Source organism: Actinoplanes sp. NPDC051851, from assembly GCF_040681165.1.
Taxonomy (GTDB): domain Bacteria; phylum Actinomycetota; class Actinomycetes; order Mycobacteriales; family Micromonosporaceae; genus Actinoplanes.
This window is the reverse complement of sequence record NZ_JBFAYF010000027.1, coordinates 77,930-95,203: the sequence shown is the minus strand read 5'-3', so window position 1 is coordinate 95,203 and position 17,274 is coordinate 77,930. Positions and strand designations below refer to the sequence as shown.

Below are 17,274 nucleotides of genomic sequence, written 5' to 3'. Positions count from 1 at the left end.
TATTGTTCGTGCATGACCATCGCGGTCGTCACCGACTCCACCGCCTACCTCCCCGACGAGCTGAGCGGCACGTATGAGCTGACCATCGTGCCGCTCACCGTAGTGATCAACGGCTGGGACGGCCTGGAGGGCCGGGAGATCTTCCCGGCCGAGGTGGCCCGGGCACTCGGGGCGCGCCGCACCGAGGTCAGCACCTCCCGTCCCGCCCCGTCCCAGTTCGCCGCCGAGTACCGTCGCCTGCTCGCGGACGGCTACGACGGCGTCGTCTCGGTGCACCTCTCCGCCAAGCTCTCCGGCACCTTCGAGGCGGCCGTGCTGGCGGCCGCCGAGGTCGGCCCCCGGGTCCAGGTGGTGGACAGCGGGACGGCGGCGATGGGGCTGGGCTTCCCCGCCTTGGCCGCCGCCACGGCCGCTTCTCAAGGTCAAGACCTTGCCGCCGTACGTGCGGTGGCCGCCGACCATGCCGCGCGGGTGAGCACGCTCTTCTACGTCGACACGCTGGAGTTCCTCCGCCGCGGCGGCCGGATCGGGGCGGCGTCCGCGCTGCTCGGCACGGCCCTGTCGGTCAAGCCGATCCTGCACGTGGTGGACGGCGCGGTGGTGGTCCGCGACAAGGTCCGCACGGCCGGGCGCGCCCTGACCCGCCTGGTCGACCTGGCGGTGGAGGCGGCGGGGGAGGGCGAGGCGGACATCGCGGTGCACCACCTGGGCACTCCGGAGCGCGCGACGGCCCTGGTCGACGCGATCACCATGCGCCTGGGCGACCGCCTGCGCGACTGCTACCTGACGGAGGTCGGCGCGGTGGTCGCCGCACACACCGGCCCGGGCCTGGCCGGCGTCGTCGTCCACCGCCGCGACTAGCCCGTGTCTCTCAACCGCCCCTTCGCCGGTGGCCGGGTTCCTTCGGTGCCGGTTGTGTGGGACCGCGTGGCTACGGCTCGGAGGGCGTGTGGGTGGCGAGCAGGTGTTCGGCGCGCTGGACGCAGTCGTGCAAGGGGTGGCCGGGCGGTGCGGGGTAGGGGATGGTGCGGCCCTCGGGGTCGCTCGTGTAGGCCATCGGGGTCAACGGGTGTGGGGAGGCGAGGAAGATCTCCTCGGCCTGGGCGAAGAGGGCCGGCAGGAGGCTGCCGTCGATCGGGGTGACGACGTCGGCGGTGACCAGCAGGGTGCCACGGTCCGGGGCGAAGGCCACCGGTGGGCCGCCCACCTGGCCGGCGAGGCGGGACAGCCAGCCGGGCAGCAGCAGGTGTGAGGTCCAGTACGCGTTGCCGTCGTCGACGAAACGGACCACCACCGGGCGGTCGCTGGGGGTGCCGTGCAGGACGGCGCCGGGGAGGTTGGCGCGGGCGGCCGTGAAGACCTCGTCGGCCGTGACGTTCCAGGTCGCGGGCTGGGTCGTGGTGACGTACGTGAGGAACTCGGGCTGATCGACCACCACGAACTCGGACAGGTGCGGAAAGGCCGGGCGGTGCAGTGGCGCGCCCGGCGCGGCGCGGCGGAGCACGGGGCGCAACCGGGGCGCGGCGCCGGACCAGTCGGGCGGCAGGCCCGGGGTGTGCAGCAGGGCGGCGATGTGGGTGAGACGCTCCCGGCGGGGACGGCCCAGCATCGGGGCGAGCTGCAGGATGGTCGGCTCGGTGTCGCCGGGAGCGGTGAACCGGATCTCGAACGTGGCCGCGTGGTAGCGGGCGTCCCGGATCCCGGAGCGGCGCAATCGCCGGATGACCTGGCCGGCCAACCGGGCACGGGCAACCCGTCGCATCAGGCCCACGGGGACCTCTACCGTCTCGCGGTGATCACGTACGCGTCGAGATCATCGTCGGAGACCACGCCGGGCGTCAATCCGTTCCCATCGACGGCGGCGACGGCGAGCGGGATCTGCGCCTCGGTGATCTCGGAGAGCAGCAGGCCACCGGCGCCGAGCCAGTCCCGGGCACCGGCGGCGACCGAGCGGAACAGGGCGAGCCCGTCCTCGCCGCCGTCCAGCGCGGTGTGCGGCTCGTGGTCGCGGGCCTCGGCGGGCAGGAACGGGATGTGCCGGGTGGCGACGTAGGGGACGTTCGCGATCAGCACGTCGACGGTTCCGCGGAGCGCGGCCGGGAGGGCGGCGAAGAGATCGCCCTGGTAGACCCGGTCCGGGCCCAGGTTGTCGCGGGCGCAGGCGACGGCGGCGGGGTCCAGGTCGGCGGCGTGGAGGGCGATGCCGGGTACGCGACGGCGCACCGCGAGCCCGAGCGCCCCGGACCCGCAGCAGAGGTCGACGACCGTGACGCCGGGGCTCGTCGTCCCCGCGCTCGACCGCGCAGCCACCGCCTCCGCCGCCGCGGTACGGACCAGGAGTCCGCTGCGGAGGCGGGGAACGAAGACGCCGGGGCGCAGGCGTACCCGGACGTCGCAGAAGTCCGCCCAGCCGACGACCTGTTCCAGGGGCTCGCCGGTGGCGCGGCGTCGCACCAGGGCGTCCAGGGTGGCGTCGTCGGGCGCGGCGCCCGCGAGAACGGCCGCCTCGTCCTCGGCGAAGACGCAGCCCGCGGCACGGAGGCCGACGACGGCCGAGGCCCGGGCGGGAGCGGAGGGTCCTGAGGTCACACGCGGTTCCTTAGCACGAATCTGGCCGGTCTCGAGGTTGTCCACAGTGCGCCGTCGTCCACAGGAGGCGAGGAGCGGGAGAGCGGATCTCCCTAGCGTCGGGGCCTGTGCGAGACGCGAAGAATACCGGCGACGTCGTCACGGCCCGGCTGCGGGCGGTCCTCGACGAAGGCAGTACGGGCAGCCCACCCGCCTCAGGCAGCGTATCCGGCGCTGACGCAGGGGCCGGCCCGGGCGGCGGGGCCGATCCGGGTGGCGGGGCCGGCCCGGGTGGCGGGCCGCGGATTCCGCCCGGCGTCGCCTATTTCATGGCACCGGGTGGGCCACGGCCGCGGGTGGTGCCGCCGGGATCCGGGTTCCGGCCCGGGGCGCCACCGGAGCGGGGGAGGCCGCCGGGACGGCCGCCGGGGACGGTACGGCCTCCGGTGCGGCGGCCGGGGGCGGCGGCGGAGGACGAGGAAGGGCCGCTGTCGTGGGCGGACGTCATTCCGGCCTGGTCGGAGCTGGACCGGGCGGAGACCGGTGGAGGCGCGGTTCTCGATGGTGATGCGGGCGGGATGTCTGCCGGGGTGGCGGCTGTGGATGCCGGGGTGGAGTCCGCGATGCCTGCCGTGGACGCCGCGGCGCTCTACCCGCGTACCCCGCTGGCCCCGCCCGATTGGCCGGGCGGTGGGGCTTCCGCGAAGGAGGAGGGGATGGGGGAGGGGATGGGGGAGCGCTACGCCTGGGAGTTCGACGGTGGGGCGGAGCCGGAGGAGGGGCCCGGGCTGAGCGGGGCCGGGGCGTTCGGTGGGCGGGGTGACGGCGCGGCGGCGAGCGGCGGGCGTGGGTGGTTGCGGGCGTTCGATCCCGGGCGGGCGGGGGTCCGGGCGCTGGCGGCGGTGGCGGTCGTGGTGGTGCTGGTGGCGGCGTTCCTGGCCTGGCGGGCGCGGCCGGAGGTGGATCCGGTGGCGCCGGTCTTCGGGAGCACGGTGAGCGCGGCGCCCGCCGCGGTTCAGTCCGGCGCGGCCGGTGAGGTGGTGGTCGCGGTGGGCGGGAAGGTGCGGAGGCCGGGGCTGGTACGGCTGTCGCCGGGTGCCCGGGTGGCGGACGCGCTGGCGGCGGCCGGTGGCGCGGAACCCGGTGTGGACGTGGCGATGCTCAACCTGGCCCGCCGGGTCGCCGACGGGGAATTGATCATGGTGGGCGTGACGCCGTCGGCCGGGTCCGGCGTGGTCGCACCGGCGGTGCCGGCGGGTACGGCGGGCGGGGCGCTGGTCAATCTGAACACCGCCGGGGCGGCCGAGCTGGACACGCTGCCCGGGGTCGGGCCGGTGCTGGCACAGCGGATCCTGGACGCCCGTACGGCGGCGGGCGGGTTCACCGCGGTCAGCGATCTGCGGCAGGTCGACGGGATCGGGGATGCCCGGTACGAGCAGCTCAAGGACCTGGTGACGGTGTGAGGAGCCGGGTACCGGACCTGCGGCTGGCCGGTTTCACCCTGGGCGTCTGGCTCACGGCCCTCGCCGCGCTCCACCTCGCCGCCCGCTCCGGTCTGCTCCTCGGCGCGACCGCCCTGATCCTCGCGGGCATCACCCTCGCGGCCCGCGGCGAGAAGCGGCCACCCGGTGGGCGCCGCCCGAAGGACTCGAGTGATGGGCGCCGCCCGAAGGACTCGAGTGGTGGAGGCCGCCGGAAGGACTCGAGTGGTGGAGGCCGCCCGGAGAAGCCGAGCGGAGGGTGGCGCTCGGGACGGCCGGGTACGGCGGTGACGTGGATCGTGGTGGCGGTGGCGCTCGGGGCCGGGTGCGGCGCGATCGCCACCGCCGCGCGGGTCGGTGTCCGGGAAGCCCCCGAGCTCACCGGCCTCATCGACTCCGGGGAGCCGGTCGGCGTCGAGCTGGTGGTCGAGGACGACCCGCGAGCGCTGGCCGGGGTGTCCGGGCGGGCGAGCTACCTGGTCACGGCGGAGCTGGTGGGCGTACGACCGGAGGACGGGCCGTCGATCGGGCTCTCCGCCCGGGTCCTCGTGCTGGGGAGCGACGCCGCCTGGCGAGGGCTCCTGCCCGGGCAGCGGCTCACCGCGAGCGCCACCCTGTCCGCGCCCCGCACCGGCGATCTGCGGGCCGCGGTCCTCTCGATCCGGAAGGCCCCGCAGCTGATCGGCGAGCCCTCCTGGGCGCAACGGGCGGCGGGTGCCCTGCGTGCCGGGCTCCAGCGCGCCTGCGAACCGCTCCCCGACGACGCGGGTGGGCTGCTGCCGGGGCTGGTGGTCGGCGACACCAGCCGGCTCGACCCGGCGCTGGCGGCGGACTTCCGGGCGACCGGGATGACCCACCTGAACGCGGTCTCCGGGTCGAACGTGGCGATCGTGCTCGGGGTGGTGCTGTTCGCGATCCGGCGGACCGGGGCCGGCCCGGTGCTCTGCGCGATCCTCTGCGGTGTCGCGCTGGCCGGGTTCGTGATCCTGGCGCGGCCGTCGCCGAGCGTGATCCGGGCCGCGGCGATGGGGGCGATCGGGCTGCTGGGGCTCGCCTCCGGACGGCCCCGGGCGGCGGTTCCGGCGCTCGCGGCGGCGTCGGCCGTGCTCCTGCTCGCCGACCCGGAGCTGGCGGCGGACGCCGGGTTCGCGCTCTCCGTGCTGGCCACCGCGGGACTGCTGCTGCTCGCCCCGGTCTGGCGGGACGGTCTGCGCCGGCGCGGGTGGCCGGCCGGTGCGGCGGAGGCGCTGGCCGTACCGGCGGCGGCGCAGGTCGCCTGTGGACCGGTGATCGCCGGGATCTCCGGGACGGTCAGCCTGATCGCGGTGCCGGCGAACCTGGTGGTGGTACCGGCGATCCCGCCGGCCACGCTGCTCGGGGTGACCGCGGCGGTGCTCTCGCCGTTCTGGCCGGGCGGCGCCGCGTTCACCGCCTGGCTGGCGCACTGGCCGGCCGAGTGGCTGGTGCTGGTCGCCCGTACCGGCGCCCGGGTGCCGGCCGGCGCGCTGCCCTGGCCGTCCGGGGTGGGTGGCGCGCTTCTGCTGGCCGGGCTGACCGTGGCGTTCCTGGTGGCGGCCCGGCGCGCGGTGGTACGCCGCCTCGCCACCGTCGTCACGCTCTGCACGATCCTCGGCGCTCTCCCGGTACGCCTCCTCGCGTCCGGCTGGCCACCCCCGAACTGGCTGGTCGTGGCGTGCTCGGTGGGCCAGGGCGACGCGGTGGTGCTCGCCGCCGGGGTGCACCGGGCCGTGGTGGTCGACGCGGGTCCCGAGCCGGAGGCGGTCGACGGGTGCCTGCGGCGGCTCGGGATCGACCACGTCGTGCTCTTCGTGGTCAGCCACTTCCACGCGGATCACGTGGGTGGGGTGGACGGCGTGTTCCGGGGGCGGACGGTGGGTGCCGTGATCGCACCGGACTGGCCGGAGCCCGCCGGAGGCCGTGCGGCGGTGGCGGCGCTCGCCCCCGTGCATGTGGTGGGGCCCGGGTGGGCGTACGCGCAAAAGGGGTTGACCTTGGAAGTGCTCGGTCCGGTCGAGCCGCTCCGGGGGACCAACTCCGACCCGAACAACAACTCGCTGGTGCTGCGGGCGGTGGTCGGCGGGCGGACGGTGCTGCTGCCGGGCGACGCGGAGACCGAGGAGCAGGACGCTCTCGTCGAGCGGCTGGGTGCGGCGGCGCTCCGGGCGGACGTCCTGAAGGTGGCGCACCACGGGAGCGCGCTGCAGTCGACCGCGCTGCTGGACGCGGTCGATCCGGCGGTCGCGCTGGTCTCGGTGGGCGTGGACAACGACTACGGGCACCCGAACGCCGCCCTGCTGGACCGGCTGGCCCGGGACGGGGCGCGGGTGCTGCGCACGGACCGGCAGGGCGACGTGGCGGCGGTCGCGCTGGACCGGGGGATCGCGGTGGCCGCGAACGGACATACCGAAGGGTGACCATCGATGCAAACCGGGACCAGGACGGCTTCATTCTGCGAACGAACGGTGACGCCGCTTGGCGCATCCTGTGGACTTCAGTACGGTCGCCCGATGCCCACCCGGCTGAAGTGGCTCGACGCACTGCGCGGTATCGCGGTGCTCGCGGTCGTCTACGAGCACTTCGCGTCCTATCTGGCGCCGGACCTCAAGCTGGTGACCGTGCAGTGGTTCCACGCCGGTACCTTCGGCGTGACGCTCTTCTTCCTGGTCAGCGGGTACATCGTGCCGGCCTCGATCGAGCGGAGCGGCTCGGCGCGGCGCTTCTGGATCGGGCGGGTGTTCCGGCTGTACCCGGCGTTCACGGTCGCCATCGCGCTGGCCGGGCTGGTCGCGCAGGCCGAGTACGGCGCGGTGCCGGAGGGGCTGCGCGAGCACCCGGGCGCCACGCTGCTCGCCCACGCGTCGATGCTGCAGGAGGCGCTCGGCTTCCCGAACGCGCAGTACCAATTCTGGACGCTCTCCTACGAGATGCTCTTCTACCTGGTCGTCACGGTGCTCTTCGTGGCCGGCGCGCACCGGTTCAGTGCGGGGATCGCGCTGGTCCTGGCCGTTGCGGCGGTCGCCCTGGGCGGGGTGCTTCCCACCCGTACGTTCGCCGGCTCGGAGACGGCCATGCTCACCGCCGCGGTGGTCACCACGGTGGTGCTGGCCGCCGGGGTGACCGCGGTCTGCACGCGGCGCCGGGCGCTGGTCGCCGGTGGCGCGGTGCTGCTCGGCGCGGGGGTGCTGGCGCTGCTCGGGTGCAACCAGCGGACCGGGCCGTGGGAGGGCTTCGTGATCCTCGGGGTGATGTTCGCCGGCACCGCGATCCACCGCGCCGAGCGGGGGCAGACCGCCCGGTGGCGGGCCGTGGCGGCGGTGCTCGGCGTGACCGGGGCCGCGATCGCGGGTGCCTGCGCGTACGGCGGGATGTGGACGTTGATGGGCACCGACACGTTCCCGGCGGCCCGGTCCTGGAGCGCCGGGGTGGTGCTGGCGGTGCTGGTCTTCGGGGTGGCCATGGCGCTGCGCCACCGGCGGGTGCCGGGCCCGCTCGCCGTGGTGATCCGGCGCGCCTGGGTGGGCCCGCTCGCCGTGGTGATCCGGCGCGCCTGGGTGGGTCCGCTCGCCGTGGTGATCCGGCGCGCCTGGGTGAGCCCGTTCGCCGTGGTGGGCCCGCGCGCTTGGGTGGGCCCGCTTGCCTGGGTGGGCACGGTCAGCTACTCGGTCTACCTGCTGCACATGGTCGTGCTCTTCGCCGCCCGGGGCTGGATCGAGTTCGCCGCCGGTGCCCCGGTTCCGGTGCGGGCCGGGGTGGCGGTCGTCTATCTCGCGGTGGTGCTGGTTCTGGGCCATATCAGTCACCGGTACGTCGAGATGCCGTTCCAGAGGCTGGCCGGGCGGGTCGCGGGCCGCCGGGACACGCCCGACCGCGGGGCCCACAAATCACCCGAAATAACCGCTAAAGGCCTCGATACCGTGCTAATAGGTCAGCGGCGATCGGGCCACCTTACGGGGTGATCGCCATCTCCGCGGATTGATATGTCTGCTTTCGCATTCAGTGATCAGTCGCTTTGCGCGAAGGAGTGAGCCTGTCCAGCGCTTGACCCGAACGTGCGACGATGGCGGGCGTGAACGCCGCCCCGCCGATGTTGTTGCTCGTCCAAGGCGACGAGGAGTTACTCTCCGCCCGTGCCGTCGCCTCGGCGGTCGAGGGGGCACGCGCCGCCGACCCCGGAGCGGACGTCCGAGAGTACGAAGCGGGCGCGCTGGCCGCCGGCGAGGTCGCCGAGATGCTCAGCCCGTCACTCTTCGGCGGGCGGCGGGTGCTGGTGATCCGAAGCGGACAGGATGCGCGCAAGGATTTGAGCGCGGCGCTGCTGGCGTACGCCAAGAACCCGGACCCGGACGTGACCCTGATCGTGACCCACCCCGGTGGTGCGAAGGGCAAGGCCTTCGCCGACGGGCTGCAGAAGGCCGGCGCCACCGTGGTGCCCGCGATGAAGCTGAAGAACGACCGGGACCGGATCGCCTTCGTGCGCGACGAGTTCCGCCGCAACGGCGGCCGCTGCGACGAGTCCGCCGCGTCCGCCCTGCTCGCGGCGGTCGGCAACGACCTGCGCGAGATCGCCGCGGCCTGCTCCCAGCTGATCGCCGACACGGACGGGAAGATCAGCGAGGCGGTGGTGGCGCGCTACTACAAGGGCCGCGCCGAGGTGAGCGGCTTCACGGTCGCCGACGCCGCGATGGTCGGTGACCTTCCCGGCGCGCTGGAGGCGCTGCGCTGGGCCCTGCACGTCGGCGTCGACGCGGTCCCGATCGCCGACGCCATCGCCGACGGCGTGCGCACGGTGGCCAGGGTCGCCTCGGCCGGGCGCGGGAACCCGTACCAGCTGGCCAGTACGCTCGGCATGCCCGCCTGGAAGATCCAGCGGGCCCAGGAGCGCAGCCGTGGCTGGACGCCGGAGGGCCTGGTCGACGCGATGCGCGCCGCCGCCGACTGCAACGCCGCCGTCAAGGGTGGCGCCGAGGACCGCGGGTACGCCCTCGAACAGGCCGTCTTCGCCGTCGCGACGGCCCGCCGCTCGGGCGGCGGCCGATGACGCGCACGGTCCGGTCCCGCCGCGCGGGCGTCGACGATCAGCCGCTCTACGCCCGCATGCTGGGACTCCGCCATCTGACGCCCAGCTCACTGCTCTGCTTCGTGTTCCTGGAGGGCACGATCGCCCTCGGCATCCTGCTCGCTCTGGCCGAATTGGTCAGCTGGTGGGGCGTGCTCGTGCTGCCGCTGACGGTGGCGCTGATGGTCAAGTTCAACGACCTGATCGCGGGCGCCCTGCCGCATCCGCCACCGCTCCCGGAGCCGATCGCGGCGCGCGCCACGGTCCCGAAGCCGTCCTCCGGGCCCTCTTCACCCCACCCGCCGTCCCCTTCACCCGGTCTCCCACCGTCCGGATTCCCACCGTCCGTCTTCCCGATGGCCGGCCCCCCGATGGCTCACCACCCGGCTGGTTCCCCGGCGGCTTTTCAGACGGCGGGATCCTCCGGGGCGGTGGCCTCCCCTCCGGGCGCCTACCCGTCCTTCGACGATCGTTCGAGGCGCGGTGGGTTCGCCGCGCAGGCCCCGGCTCCGTCGGAGCAGTGGCCGAACCATTTCGGTCAGGGCGGGTATCGCTCGGGGGCGGAGCAGGGGTACGGGCAGCCTGCGGGGGTCAACCCGGCGTCGCCGACGGCGGGCACGGCCACTCCGGTCCGGCGGGCCTGGGCCGACGAGACCGACGTTCGCCAGCAGATGGCCCGCCAGTCCGCGGTCCGCCGCTACGAGTGATACGACTGCGTCGCTTTTAAGCCCATTTTTCGGGTACGTCAACAGGCCCCGCTCTGCCCTGCCCTGCCCCACTCTGCCCCGCTCTGCCCTGCCCCGCGGGACAGTCGAGCACTGCCGTCACGAGAAGCGGCGGTGCTGCGGGCGGCCCGGTTTCACGATCATGGCTTATCGGGGGCGGCGGGAGTCCCCGATCGCTGATCGAGTCGTTCCGGCGCCCCTCTGACGGCTGCGCAAGTACACGATCCCGGATCGTGTACTCCTATCGCCCCGCGTGTGCTGTTCGGGCGCGGGCGCAGCCCTGTTTGTGCTGTTCGTGCGCGGGCGCCGTCCCGCGTGTGCTGTTCGGGCGCGTGCGCCGTCCGCTGCCCCGGATCGGCCGAGCTGTATCGCCGCGGGACGTATGACCGGGCCGATGCGGCGCGGGTCGAGGCGGCGCCGAGCACCAGCCGATGCCCCGATGCCCCGATGCCCCGATGCCCCGGCGACCCTGGTGGGTGGGGAGGAGGCGTGCGGTGCGTGATCGAACGTCACACGCGGGATCGGGCGCGGCCGACGGCGTACTGAACAAAAACGGCCGGGCTGCGCAGATACCGTGAGAGGTACTGCGAAGCCCGGCTTCGTTTTTCTGCCCGCCCGCCGGCGGGCGGTGTCAGCGGGCGAATGAACGACCGCTGACCTGATCCGACAGGATCAGGCGGACAGCGAGGCGATCTTCTTGGCGATGGCCGACTTGCGGTTGGCCGCCTGGTTCTTGTGGATGACGCCCTTGCTGACAGCCTTGTCCAGCTGACGCGAGGCGTCACGCAGCAGAGCAGTCGCCGTCTCGGCGTTGCCCGAGTCGCTCGCCTCGTGCAGCTTGCGGATCACGGTCTTCAGCGAAGACTTGACCGACTTGTTGCGCAGACGGGCCTTCTCGTTCTGCCGGTTGCGCTTGATCTGGGACTTGATGTTCGCCACGCGACAGCCTTGTCCTGACTAGGTTGCGGAAAATGGTCTCAGCGGTGGCTACCGTCGCGTCCCGCGCCCAGCTGAGGCCGAGACAGGAAACAACAGCGTGTCACCACACGCGATGAGCCAGCCTAGCAGCACCCCTGCGAGCCGCCAAAACGATGCCGCCCCCTCCCGCGAACGCCCCACCTGCCGAGACCAACATCACACCTCCCGCCGCCCTTCGCGCTCTCATGGGCACCGGCCCCGGTAGGCGCCGCCCCCGTAGGCACCGCGCCCCCGTAGGAGCCGGACTCTCGTATGCACCGCGCCCCCATAGACGCCATGCCCCCGCAGGCGCCGGGCTCTCGGGATCTCCGTTGGCCGGCTTTCTCCTGGCTGGTGCCCAAGGGTCTCTCCGGCGGGTTGAGGCACCCCCGAGCGCCAGCCAGGAGGTTTCGGCTGGGGCTCAAGGGTGCCTCACGGGCGCCGAGGGACCCCTGAGCCCCAGCCGAGGTCGGTGGGCTGGCGGTGAGGGGTGTGTCAAGGGGCGCGAGGGGCCTCTGGGCGCCAGCCGGCGATAGGAGCGGCGGTGGGGGAGTCGGGAGCGGGGGAGTGGGAGTGGGAGTGGGGCTAAGCGGGCCAGCCGCGGCGGGTGGTCAGCCAGGAGAGGGCCTGGGCGCCGCTGAACAGGTGGTGCTGGCGGCTGTGAGGGGAAGCGCTGCTCGGGGGCCCCGCCGCGCGGACCAGCCAGTATCCGGAGAGGGCGGCCAGGGCGCCGTCGACGCCCTCGTCCGGGGCTCCCCATGCGCGCAGGACCGCGTCCGTGTCGTGGCCGCTCGCCCAGGCGCTGATCAGCAGGGTGACCGTGTCGAACCATGGTGCGCCGAGGCAGGGCCAGGTCCAGTCGCAGAGCCAGGCGCGCCCGGCGGTGTCGATCATCACGTTGTCGACGCGGAGGTCGCCGTGGCACATCGCGTCACCGGCGGCCAGGGCGGGGAGGGCGCGCTCCAGCTTGGCCAGCTCGGAGAGGCGGCGTGGGGCCACCGTGTCGCGGGCGGTGGCGGGCATCGGCTCGCGGCGCTTGGCTATACGGGACCACCAGGACATCTCGGACCTCAGGATCTCCGGGAGGGTGGGCATGCCGATCGAGAGCAGGGCGGGGGAGGGGTACGCGAGTGCGGTCGCGGCGGCCGACCAGGTGCGCAGGGTGGCCTGCAGGTCGGCGGGGGACCACGGGAGCGCCGGGACACGGCCGTCGATCGCGTCCAGGCAGAGGACGAACCAGCCGGCCTCGGACATGGTCCAGCGCGGTCGCGCCGCGGTCACCTCGGGCGGGAGGGCGGCGGTCAGGGCGGCCTCGCGGGCGTACCACTGGGAGGTCGGGTCGGCGAGCGGAGCGGCCTTGACGAAGGCGCTGGTGGTGGCGGTCGTCAGGACGGCGGCGAAGGCGCGGGTGAATCCGCCGCCGGCGCTGCGCACGGCGGTCACCGGGCCGTCGAGGCGTGCGCTGATCGCCTCCCGCACGGGTTCCGGGAGATCCTCCCATTGCGGGCGTACGGCCGTGGCGTCGTACGAGATCTCGGGAAGGGTGATCGGGCGCATGTCCCCATCCTCGCGTGTTCGTAACTGTCGTACCTCGCTGGCAGGATCGCAGCATGCGAACCGACGATTTCTGGGCGGTCATCGACCGAGCCACGGCGACGCGGCCCGCCTCGCCCGCCGAGGTGGCCGAGCGTGCCGTCGCCGACCTGGCCACACACGATCCGGAGGAGATCGTCGCGTGGGGCCGGCACCTCGACAAGGTGCTGGTCGCCTCGGGCACCGAGGATCTGTGGGCGGCGGCCTACCTGATCAACGGCGGGTGCTCGGAGGAGGGCTTCGACAGCTTCCGGGGCTGGCTGGTGGCGCACGGGCGGAACGCCGTGGCCAGCGCGGTCCGCTCGCCCGACGTGCTGGCGAACGTGGTCGCGGTCAAGGCCGCCGCGGAGAACGGCGCGGTCTTCGAGGCCGAGGAGGTGCTGTCGATCGCGGCGGAGGCCTACCAGCGGGCGACCGGGGAGCCGCTGCCGGAGCAGGGGGAGAGGCCGCGGACCCGTCCGGAGGCCGCCGACCTGTGGGACTTCGACGACGAGGACGAGATGCGCCGCCGCCTGCCCCGGTTGTCAGCCCTCTTCCTGGAGCCGCCCGACTGACCCGGCCCACCGGCACGAGGCCCGACGCTCCCGGAACGGCGACGTTGCCGGGCGGTGGGGAGGCCGGGCGGTGGCGACGTTGCCGGGCGGCGGAGAGGGGATGGCGGGGCAGCGGGGGCCGGCGGGCGATAGAGACGTCGGAGGGCGGGGGATCCGGTTGTGGGGGAGCCCGCACCGGGGGCGGAACGGTCGCGAGAACGGGTGTGATCCGGGCTTCCCCACGGGCGTGGGACGATAGGGGGCGCCGCCGGTCCACCGGTGGCCCACCCAAGCCCTGGAAGCAGCCCGAGAAGAACGGACGACCGTGCCTGGACCGCTCGACCCCGGCGTGAACGTGATCGGATCGACCGATCCGAGCCGCATCCGCAACTTCTGCATCATCGCGCACATCGACCACGGCAAGTCGACGCTGGCCGACCGGATGCTGCAGATCACCGGGGTGGTCGACCCGCGCCAGATGCGCGCGCAGTACCTCGACCGGATGGACATCGAGCGCGAGCGCGGCATCACCATCAAGTCGCAGGCCGTGCGGATGCCCTGGACCGTCCGCGAGGGTGGCAAGCAGGGCGAGACCGCCGTGCTCAACATGATCGACACCCCGGGGCACGTCGACTTCACGTACGAGGTCTCCCGCAGTCTCGCCGCCTGTGAGGGCGCGGTCCTGCTGGTCGACGCCGCGCAGGGGATTGAGGCGCAGACCCTCGCCAACCTGTACCTGGCGATGGAGAACGACCTGCACATCATCCCGGTGCTCAACAAGATCGACCTGCCGGCCGCGCAGCCGGAGAAGTACGCCGAGGAGCTCGCCAAGCTGATCGGCTGCGAGCCCACCGACGTGCTGCGGGTCTCCGGCAAGACCGGTGTCGGCGTGGACCACCTGCTCGACGAGATCGTCCGGCAGTTCCACGCCCCGGTCGGCGACGCGGACGCCCCGGCCCGCGCGATGATCTTCGACTCGGTGTACGACGTGTACCGCGGCGTCGTCACGTACGTCCGGGTCATCGACGGCCGGATCGAGGCCCGCGACCGGATCAAGATGATGTCCACCGGTGCCGTGCACGAGCTGCTCGAGATCGGCGTCGTCTCGCCCGAGATGGAGAAGGCGACCGCGCTCGGCGTCGGCGAGGTGGGCTACCTGATCACCGGCGTGAAGGACGTGCGCCAGTCCCGGGTCGGTGACACGGTGACCGGCAACAACCGCCCGGCCAAGGAGGCACTGGGCGGCTACAAGGACCCGAAGCCGATGGTCTACTCGGGTCTCTACCCGATCGACGGCTCGGACTACCCGGCCCTGCGGGACGCGCTGGACAAGCTCAAGCTCAACGACGCCGCGCTCACCTACGAGCCGGAGACCTCGGCGGCGCTCGGCTTCGGTTTCCGCGTCGGCTACCTCGGCCTGCTGCACCTGGAGATCATCGGCGAGCGGCTGGAGCGCGAGTTCAACCTCGACCTGATCTCCACCGCGCCGAACGTGGTCTACCAGGTGATGACCGAGGACGGCGAGGTGCGCACGGTCACCAACCCGAGCGAGTTCCCGTCCGGCAAGATCTCCGAGATCCAGGAGCCGGTGGTCCGCGCGACCGTCCTGGTGCCGAACGAGTACGTGGGCGCCGTGATGGAGCTCTGCCAGAGCCGCCGCGGCAACCTGCTCGGCATGGAGTACCTGTCCACCGAACGGGTGGAGCTGCGCTACACCCTGCCGCTCGCCGAGATCATCTTCGACTTCTTCGACCAGCTGAAGAGCAAGACCAAGGGCTACGCCTCGCTGGACTACGAGCCCTCCGGCGAGCAGACCGCCGACCTGGTCAAGGTGGACATCCTGCTGCACGGCGAGCCGGTGGACGCGTTCAGCGCCATCGTGCACAAGGACAAGGCCTACTCGTACGGCACGAGCATCGCCGCCAAGCTGCAGAAACTCATCCCGCGGCAGCAGTTCGAGGTGCCCATCCAGGCGGCCATCGGTTCGCGGGTCATCGCCCGCGAGACGATCCGCGCGATCCGCAAGGACGTGCTCGCCAAGTGCTACGGCGGTGACATCAGCCGGAAGCGCAAGCTGCTGGAGAAGCAGAAGGAAGGCAAGAAGCGGATGAAGATGGTGGGCCGCGTGGAGGTGCCGCAGGAGGCCTTCATCGCCGCGCTCTCCACCTCCGAGGCGGCCGACCCGAAGGGCGCCAAGAAATAGGGCGGTTTGAGTTTTCGGGGGGTCGGGAACTCTGGGGCTCGACGGACGCAACCGAACAAGCTCCACCCCCGAGGAGGACCTCAATGACTGTCACCGGAATCATCACCGCCCTCATCGTCGGTCTCATCATCGGCGCCCTCGGCCGACTGGTCGTTCCCGGCAAGCAGAACATCCCGATCTGGCTGACCATGGTCATCGGTGTTGTCGCGGCTCTGCTGGGTACGGTGCTGGCCCGGGCGTTCGGTGTCGCCGACACCAACGGCTTCGACTGGATCGAGTTCTTCTTCCAGGTGGTTCTGGCGGCCATCGGTGTCGCCCTGACGGTCGGTGTCACCGGTCGTCGTGGTCTGACCCGCTGACCCGAGCGGTGGACGAAAAAGCGGCCCCCACGCGGGGGCCGCTTTTCGCTGTCCGGAAGTGTTCACCGGCGGAAGCGCCGGAAGTGTTCAGTAGCGGAAGCGCTGCTGGGCGGAGCGCCGGTTCACCCGGGCCGGCATGTCGTTCCGGTTCTCCTGGGCGGGCAGCCCCTCGGCCGGGTCGCGGTGGTGGGTGATGTCCCGCATGGTCACCACCAGGCCCTGGACCAGCCGGTCATCGCGCAGGTCCCGGATGGTCGCCTCGACCAGCACCTGGGAATCGTCGGGGCGCCGCAGGGCACAGTGCACGGTGTTGTCGCCCTCGCCGCGCAGCGCCTCGCGGACCAGGCGCCGGTCGTCCGGGTGGATCAGGTCGTCCAGGGTGGCCAGCGGCGGGAGCTCGTCGTGGCCGAGCAGGTGGCGCAGGGCCGGGCTGGCGTACCGGACCCGGCGGTCGGCGTCGAGCACCGCCATCAGGTCGGCCGTGTGGCGGATCACCGCGCGCAGGTAGAGGTCGCTGTCCCGGCGGCCGACCGCCTCGACCAGGGTGATCCGGTCCAGCGCGAGCGCGGCCTGACCGGCCAGCACCTCCAGCGCGTCGTGCCCGGCGGCCAGCGCCTCCCGGGTGCCGGTGATCACCAGGGCGCCACCGCCGGGGCGGGCGACGGCGAGCGGTTCCAGGCGGAGCGGCAGGACGAGGGTGCGCTCGTCCGGGTCGGTCGCCGGCAGCCACCAGCTCAGGTCGCCGGGGCCGGCGGAGGCGGGCGGCTTCTCGGCCTCGGAGAGCTCGGTGACGAGCACCACACGGCGTACCGAATGGGAGGGAAGCAACTGGGTGACGGCCGCACGGACCGCGCCGTCGACGGCCTGGCGGTCGGCGGCGGCGACCAGCGCCGCGGTGGCGGTGCGCAGGCCACGCTCCCGGCTCAGCGCCCGGCCGTGCTGGTTGATCGCGTCGGAGAGCCGGGTGATGGTGAGCAGCAGGGTGATCGCCCCGGTGACCGCGATCACCACGCCGTTCTCGACCGGGCCGGCCAGCGCCTCGATCAGCAGCACCGCGACCGGGCCGGCGGCCGAGCAGGTCAGCAGCACCGCCCAGGGCAGCCGCCAGGCGCCGTGCCGGGGCGGTGCCGGCTCGGTCAGCCGGACCATCGACGGGTGCAGTCCGGCCAGGCCCCAGGTGACGTAGAGCACGACGAACGCCGACTCGGTGATCCGGTTCGGGACCAGCGGGTACACCACGTCGCCGGCGAGCATGCCGATCGCGCCGGCCAGCAGCAGCCAGGCGGCGACGCCCCGGACCGAGGCGACCAGCCGGGCCGCGACCGTGACCAGCAGCAGGTCGCCGATCACGTCGGCGGCCGAGACCGCGCCGAACCGGCCGTTCGCGTTCACCACGAAGACCCAGACGATCAGCAGCGTGGAGCAGGCGAAGGCGAGCAGGTCGATCAGCCGGGCCCGGTCACCGATCAGGGTGCCGCCCCGGGTGAACTGCAGCAGGCTGAGCGCCACCAGGGCGAACATCAGCAGGTACAGGCTGTCGTAGACGGAGGCCACCTCGTACGCGTAGAAGACGTCGCCGACGGCCAGGGCCGCGAGGGAGCCGGCGAGCAGCAGCCACGGCGCCCTCCGCGCGGGCCGGTGGCGGCGCACTCCGAGGAGGATCGCGGTGACGCCCCCCGACCCCAACAGGATCCATTCGAGCGCCTCCCAGAACACGTCCTACTTAGTACCAGGGAGGTTGCGGGCTGTCCATGTCGATGTATACGCAGCGCTCGATT

The 17,274-nt window shown here is 73.1% G+C and carries 13 protein-coding genes and 1 pseudogene; 9 read left to right on the top strand and 5 right to left on the bottom strand.

Annotation, left to right across the window (positions count from 1 at the left end; genetic code table 11):
• Nucleotides 1-12: 12 nt before the first annotated feature.
• Nucleotides 13-861 carry a DegV family protein gene (locus AB0M08_RS24985; protein ID WP_364497658.1) on the top strand — a complete coding sequence of 283 codons (849 nt, stop codon included), beginning with the start codon at nucleotides 13-15 and terminating at the stop codon, nucleotides 859-861.
• A gap of 70 nt (nucleotides 862-931) precedes the next feature.
• Here the strand turns inward: AB0M08_RS24985 and AB0M08_RS24980 are convergent, their stop codons facing one another.
• Entirely contained in the window at nucleotides 932-1,762 is an 831-nt protein-coding gene (locus AB0M08_RS24980; RefSeq protein ID WP_364497655.1) for a hypothetical protein, read from the bottom strand.
• A gap of 17 nt (nucleotides 1,763-1,779) precedes the next feature.
• On the bottom strand, nucleotides 1,780-2,589 hold the full coding sequence (locus AB0M08_RS24975; protein ID WP_364497653.1) for a putative protein N(5)-glutamine methyltransferase: 810 nt from the start codon (nucleotides 2,587-2,589) through the stop codon (nucleotides 1,780-1,782).
• Nucleotides 2,590-3,191: 602 nt separating this feature from the next.
• On the opposite strand from AB0M08_RS24975, the gene AB0M08_RS24970 reads away from it, so the two are divergent.
• The 5 genes and pseudogenes from AB0M08_RS24970 to AB0M08_RS24950 form a co-directional block, all read left to right on the top strand.
• Nucleotides 3,192-4,031, top strand: a complete 840-nt coding sequence (locus AB0M08_RS24970; protein WP_364497650.1) for a ComEA family DNA-binding protein — start codon at nucleotides 3,192-3,194, stop codon at nucleotides 4,029-4,031.
• Entirely contained in the window at nucleotides 4,028-6,484 is a 2,457-nt protein-coding gene (locus tag AB0M08_RS24965; protein ID WP_364497648.1) for a ComEC/Rec2 family competence protein, read from the top strand. Before AB0M08_RS24970 ends, AB0M08_RS24965 begins: the two co-directional genes overlap by 4 nt.
• A gap of 93 nt (nucleotides 6,485-6,577) precedes the next feature.
• Nucleotides 6,578-8,026, top strand: a complete 1,449-nt coding sequence (locus tag AB0M08_RS24960; protein WP_364497645.1) for an acyltransferase — start codon at nucleotides 6,578-6,580, stop codon at nucleotides 8,024-8,026.
• Nucleotides 8,027-8,127: 101 nt separating this feature from the next.
• The gene (holA, locus tag AB0M08_RS24955) at nucleotides 8,128-9,108 is read left to right on the top strand and encodes a DNA polymerase III subunit delta (protein WP_364497643.1); all 981 of its coding nucleotides are present in this window, start codon (nucleotides 8,128-8,130) and stop codon (nucleotides 9,106-9,108) included.
• Nucleotides 9,105-9,335: pseudogene (locus tag AB0M08_RS24950) on the top strand (hypothetical protein); the annotation flags it as partial. The gene holA and the pseudogene AB0M08_RS24950, both read left to right, overlap by 4 nt.
• A gap of 1,188 nt (nucleotides 9,336-10,523) precedes the next feature.
• On the opposite strand, the gene rpsT reads toward AB0M08_RS24950, so the two are convergent.
• Both rpsT and AB0M08_RS24940 read right to left on the bottom strand, forming a co-directional pair.
• Nucleotides 10,524-10,790, bottom strand: a complete 267-nt coding sequence (gene rpsT, locus AB0M08_RS24945) for a 30S ribosomal protein S20 (RefSeq protein WP_364497640.1) — start codon at nucleotides 10,788-10,790, stop codon at nucleotides 10,524-10,526.
• A 603-nt stretch (nucleotides 10,791-11,393) separates the two neighbouring features.
• On the bottom strand, nucleotides 11,394-12,365 hold the full coding sequence (locus AB0M08_RS24940; RefSeq protein WP_364497637.1) for a phosphotransferase: 972 nt from the start codon (nucleotides 12,363-12,365) through the stop codon (nucleotides 11,394-11,396).
• Nucleotides 12,366-12,418: 53 nt separating this feature from the next.
• Between AB0M08_RS24940 and AB0M08_RS24935 the strand changes: the two genes are divergently transcribed.
• The 3 genes from AB0M08_RS24935 to AB0M08_RS24925 all read left to right on the top strand — a co-directional run bounded on the left by AB0M08_RS24935 (nucleotide 12,419) and on the right by AB0M08_RS24925 (nucleotide 15,496).
• Entirely contained in the window at nucleotides 12,419-12,955 is a 537-nt protein-coding gene (locus tag AB0M08_RS24935) for a DUF4240 domain-containing protein (protein ID WP_364497635.1), read from the top strand.
• A gap of 304 nt (nucleotides 12,956-13,259) precedes the next feature.
• The gene (lepA, locus tag AB0M08_RS24930) at nucleotides 13,260-15,137 is read left to right on the top strand and encodes a translation elongation factor 4 (RefSeq protein ID WP_364497632.1); all 1,878 of its coding nucleotides are present in this window, start codon (nucleotides 13,260-13,262) and stop codon (nucleotides 15,135-15,137) included.
• Nucleotides 15,138-15,220: 83 nt separating this feature from the next.
• Nucleotides 15,221-15,496 (top strand): GlsB/YeaQ/YmgE family stress response membrane protein, encoded by a 276-nt coding sequence (locus AB0M08_RS24925; protein ID WP_203682880.1) that lies wholly within the window; start codon nucleotides 15,221-15,223, stop codon nucleotides 15,494-15,496.
• An 87-nt stretch (nucleotides 15,497-15,583) separates the two neighbouring features.
• On the opposite strand, the gene AB0M08_RS24920 is transcribed toward AB0M08_RS24925, so the two are convergent.
• Nucleotides 15,584-17,212: a PAS domain-containing protein gene (locus AB0M08_RS24920; RefSeq protein ID WP_364497629.1), complete on the bottom strand. Its 1,629-nt coding sequence runs from the start codon at nucleotides 17,210-17,212 to the stop codon at nucleotides 15,584-15,586.
• Nucleotides 17,213-17,274: the final 62 nt, after the last annotated feature.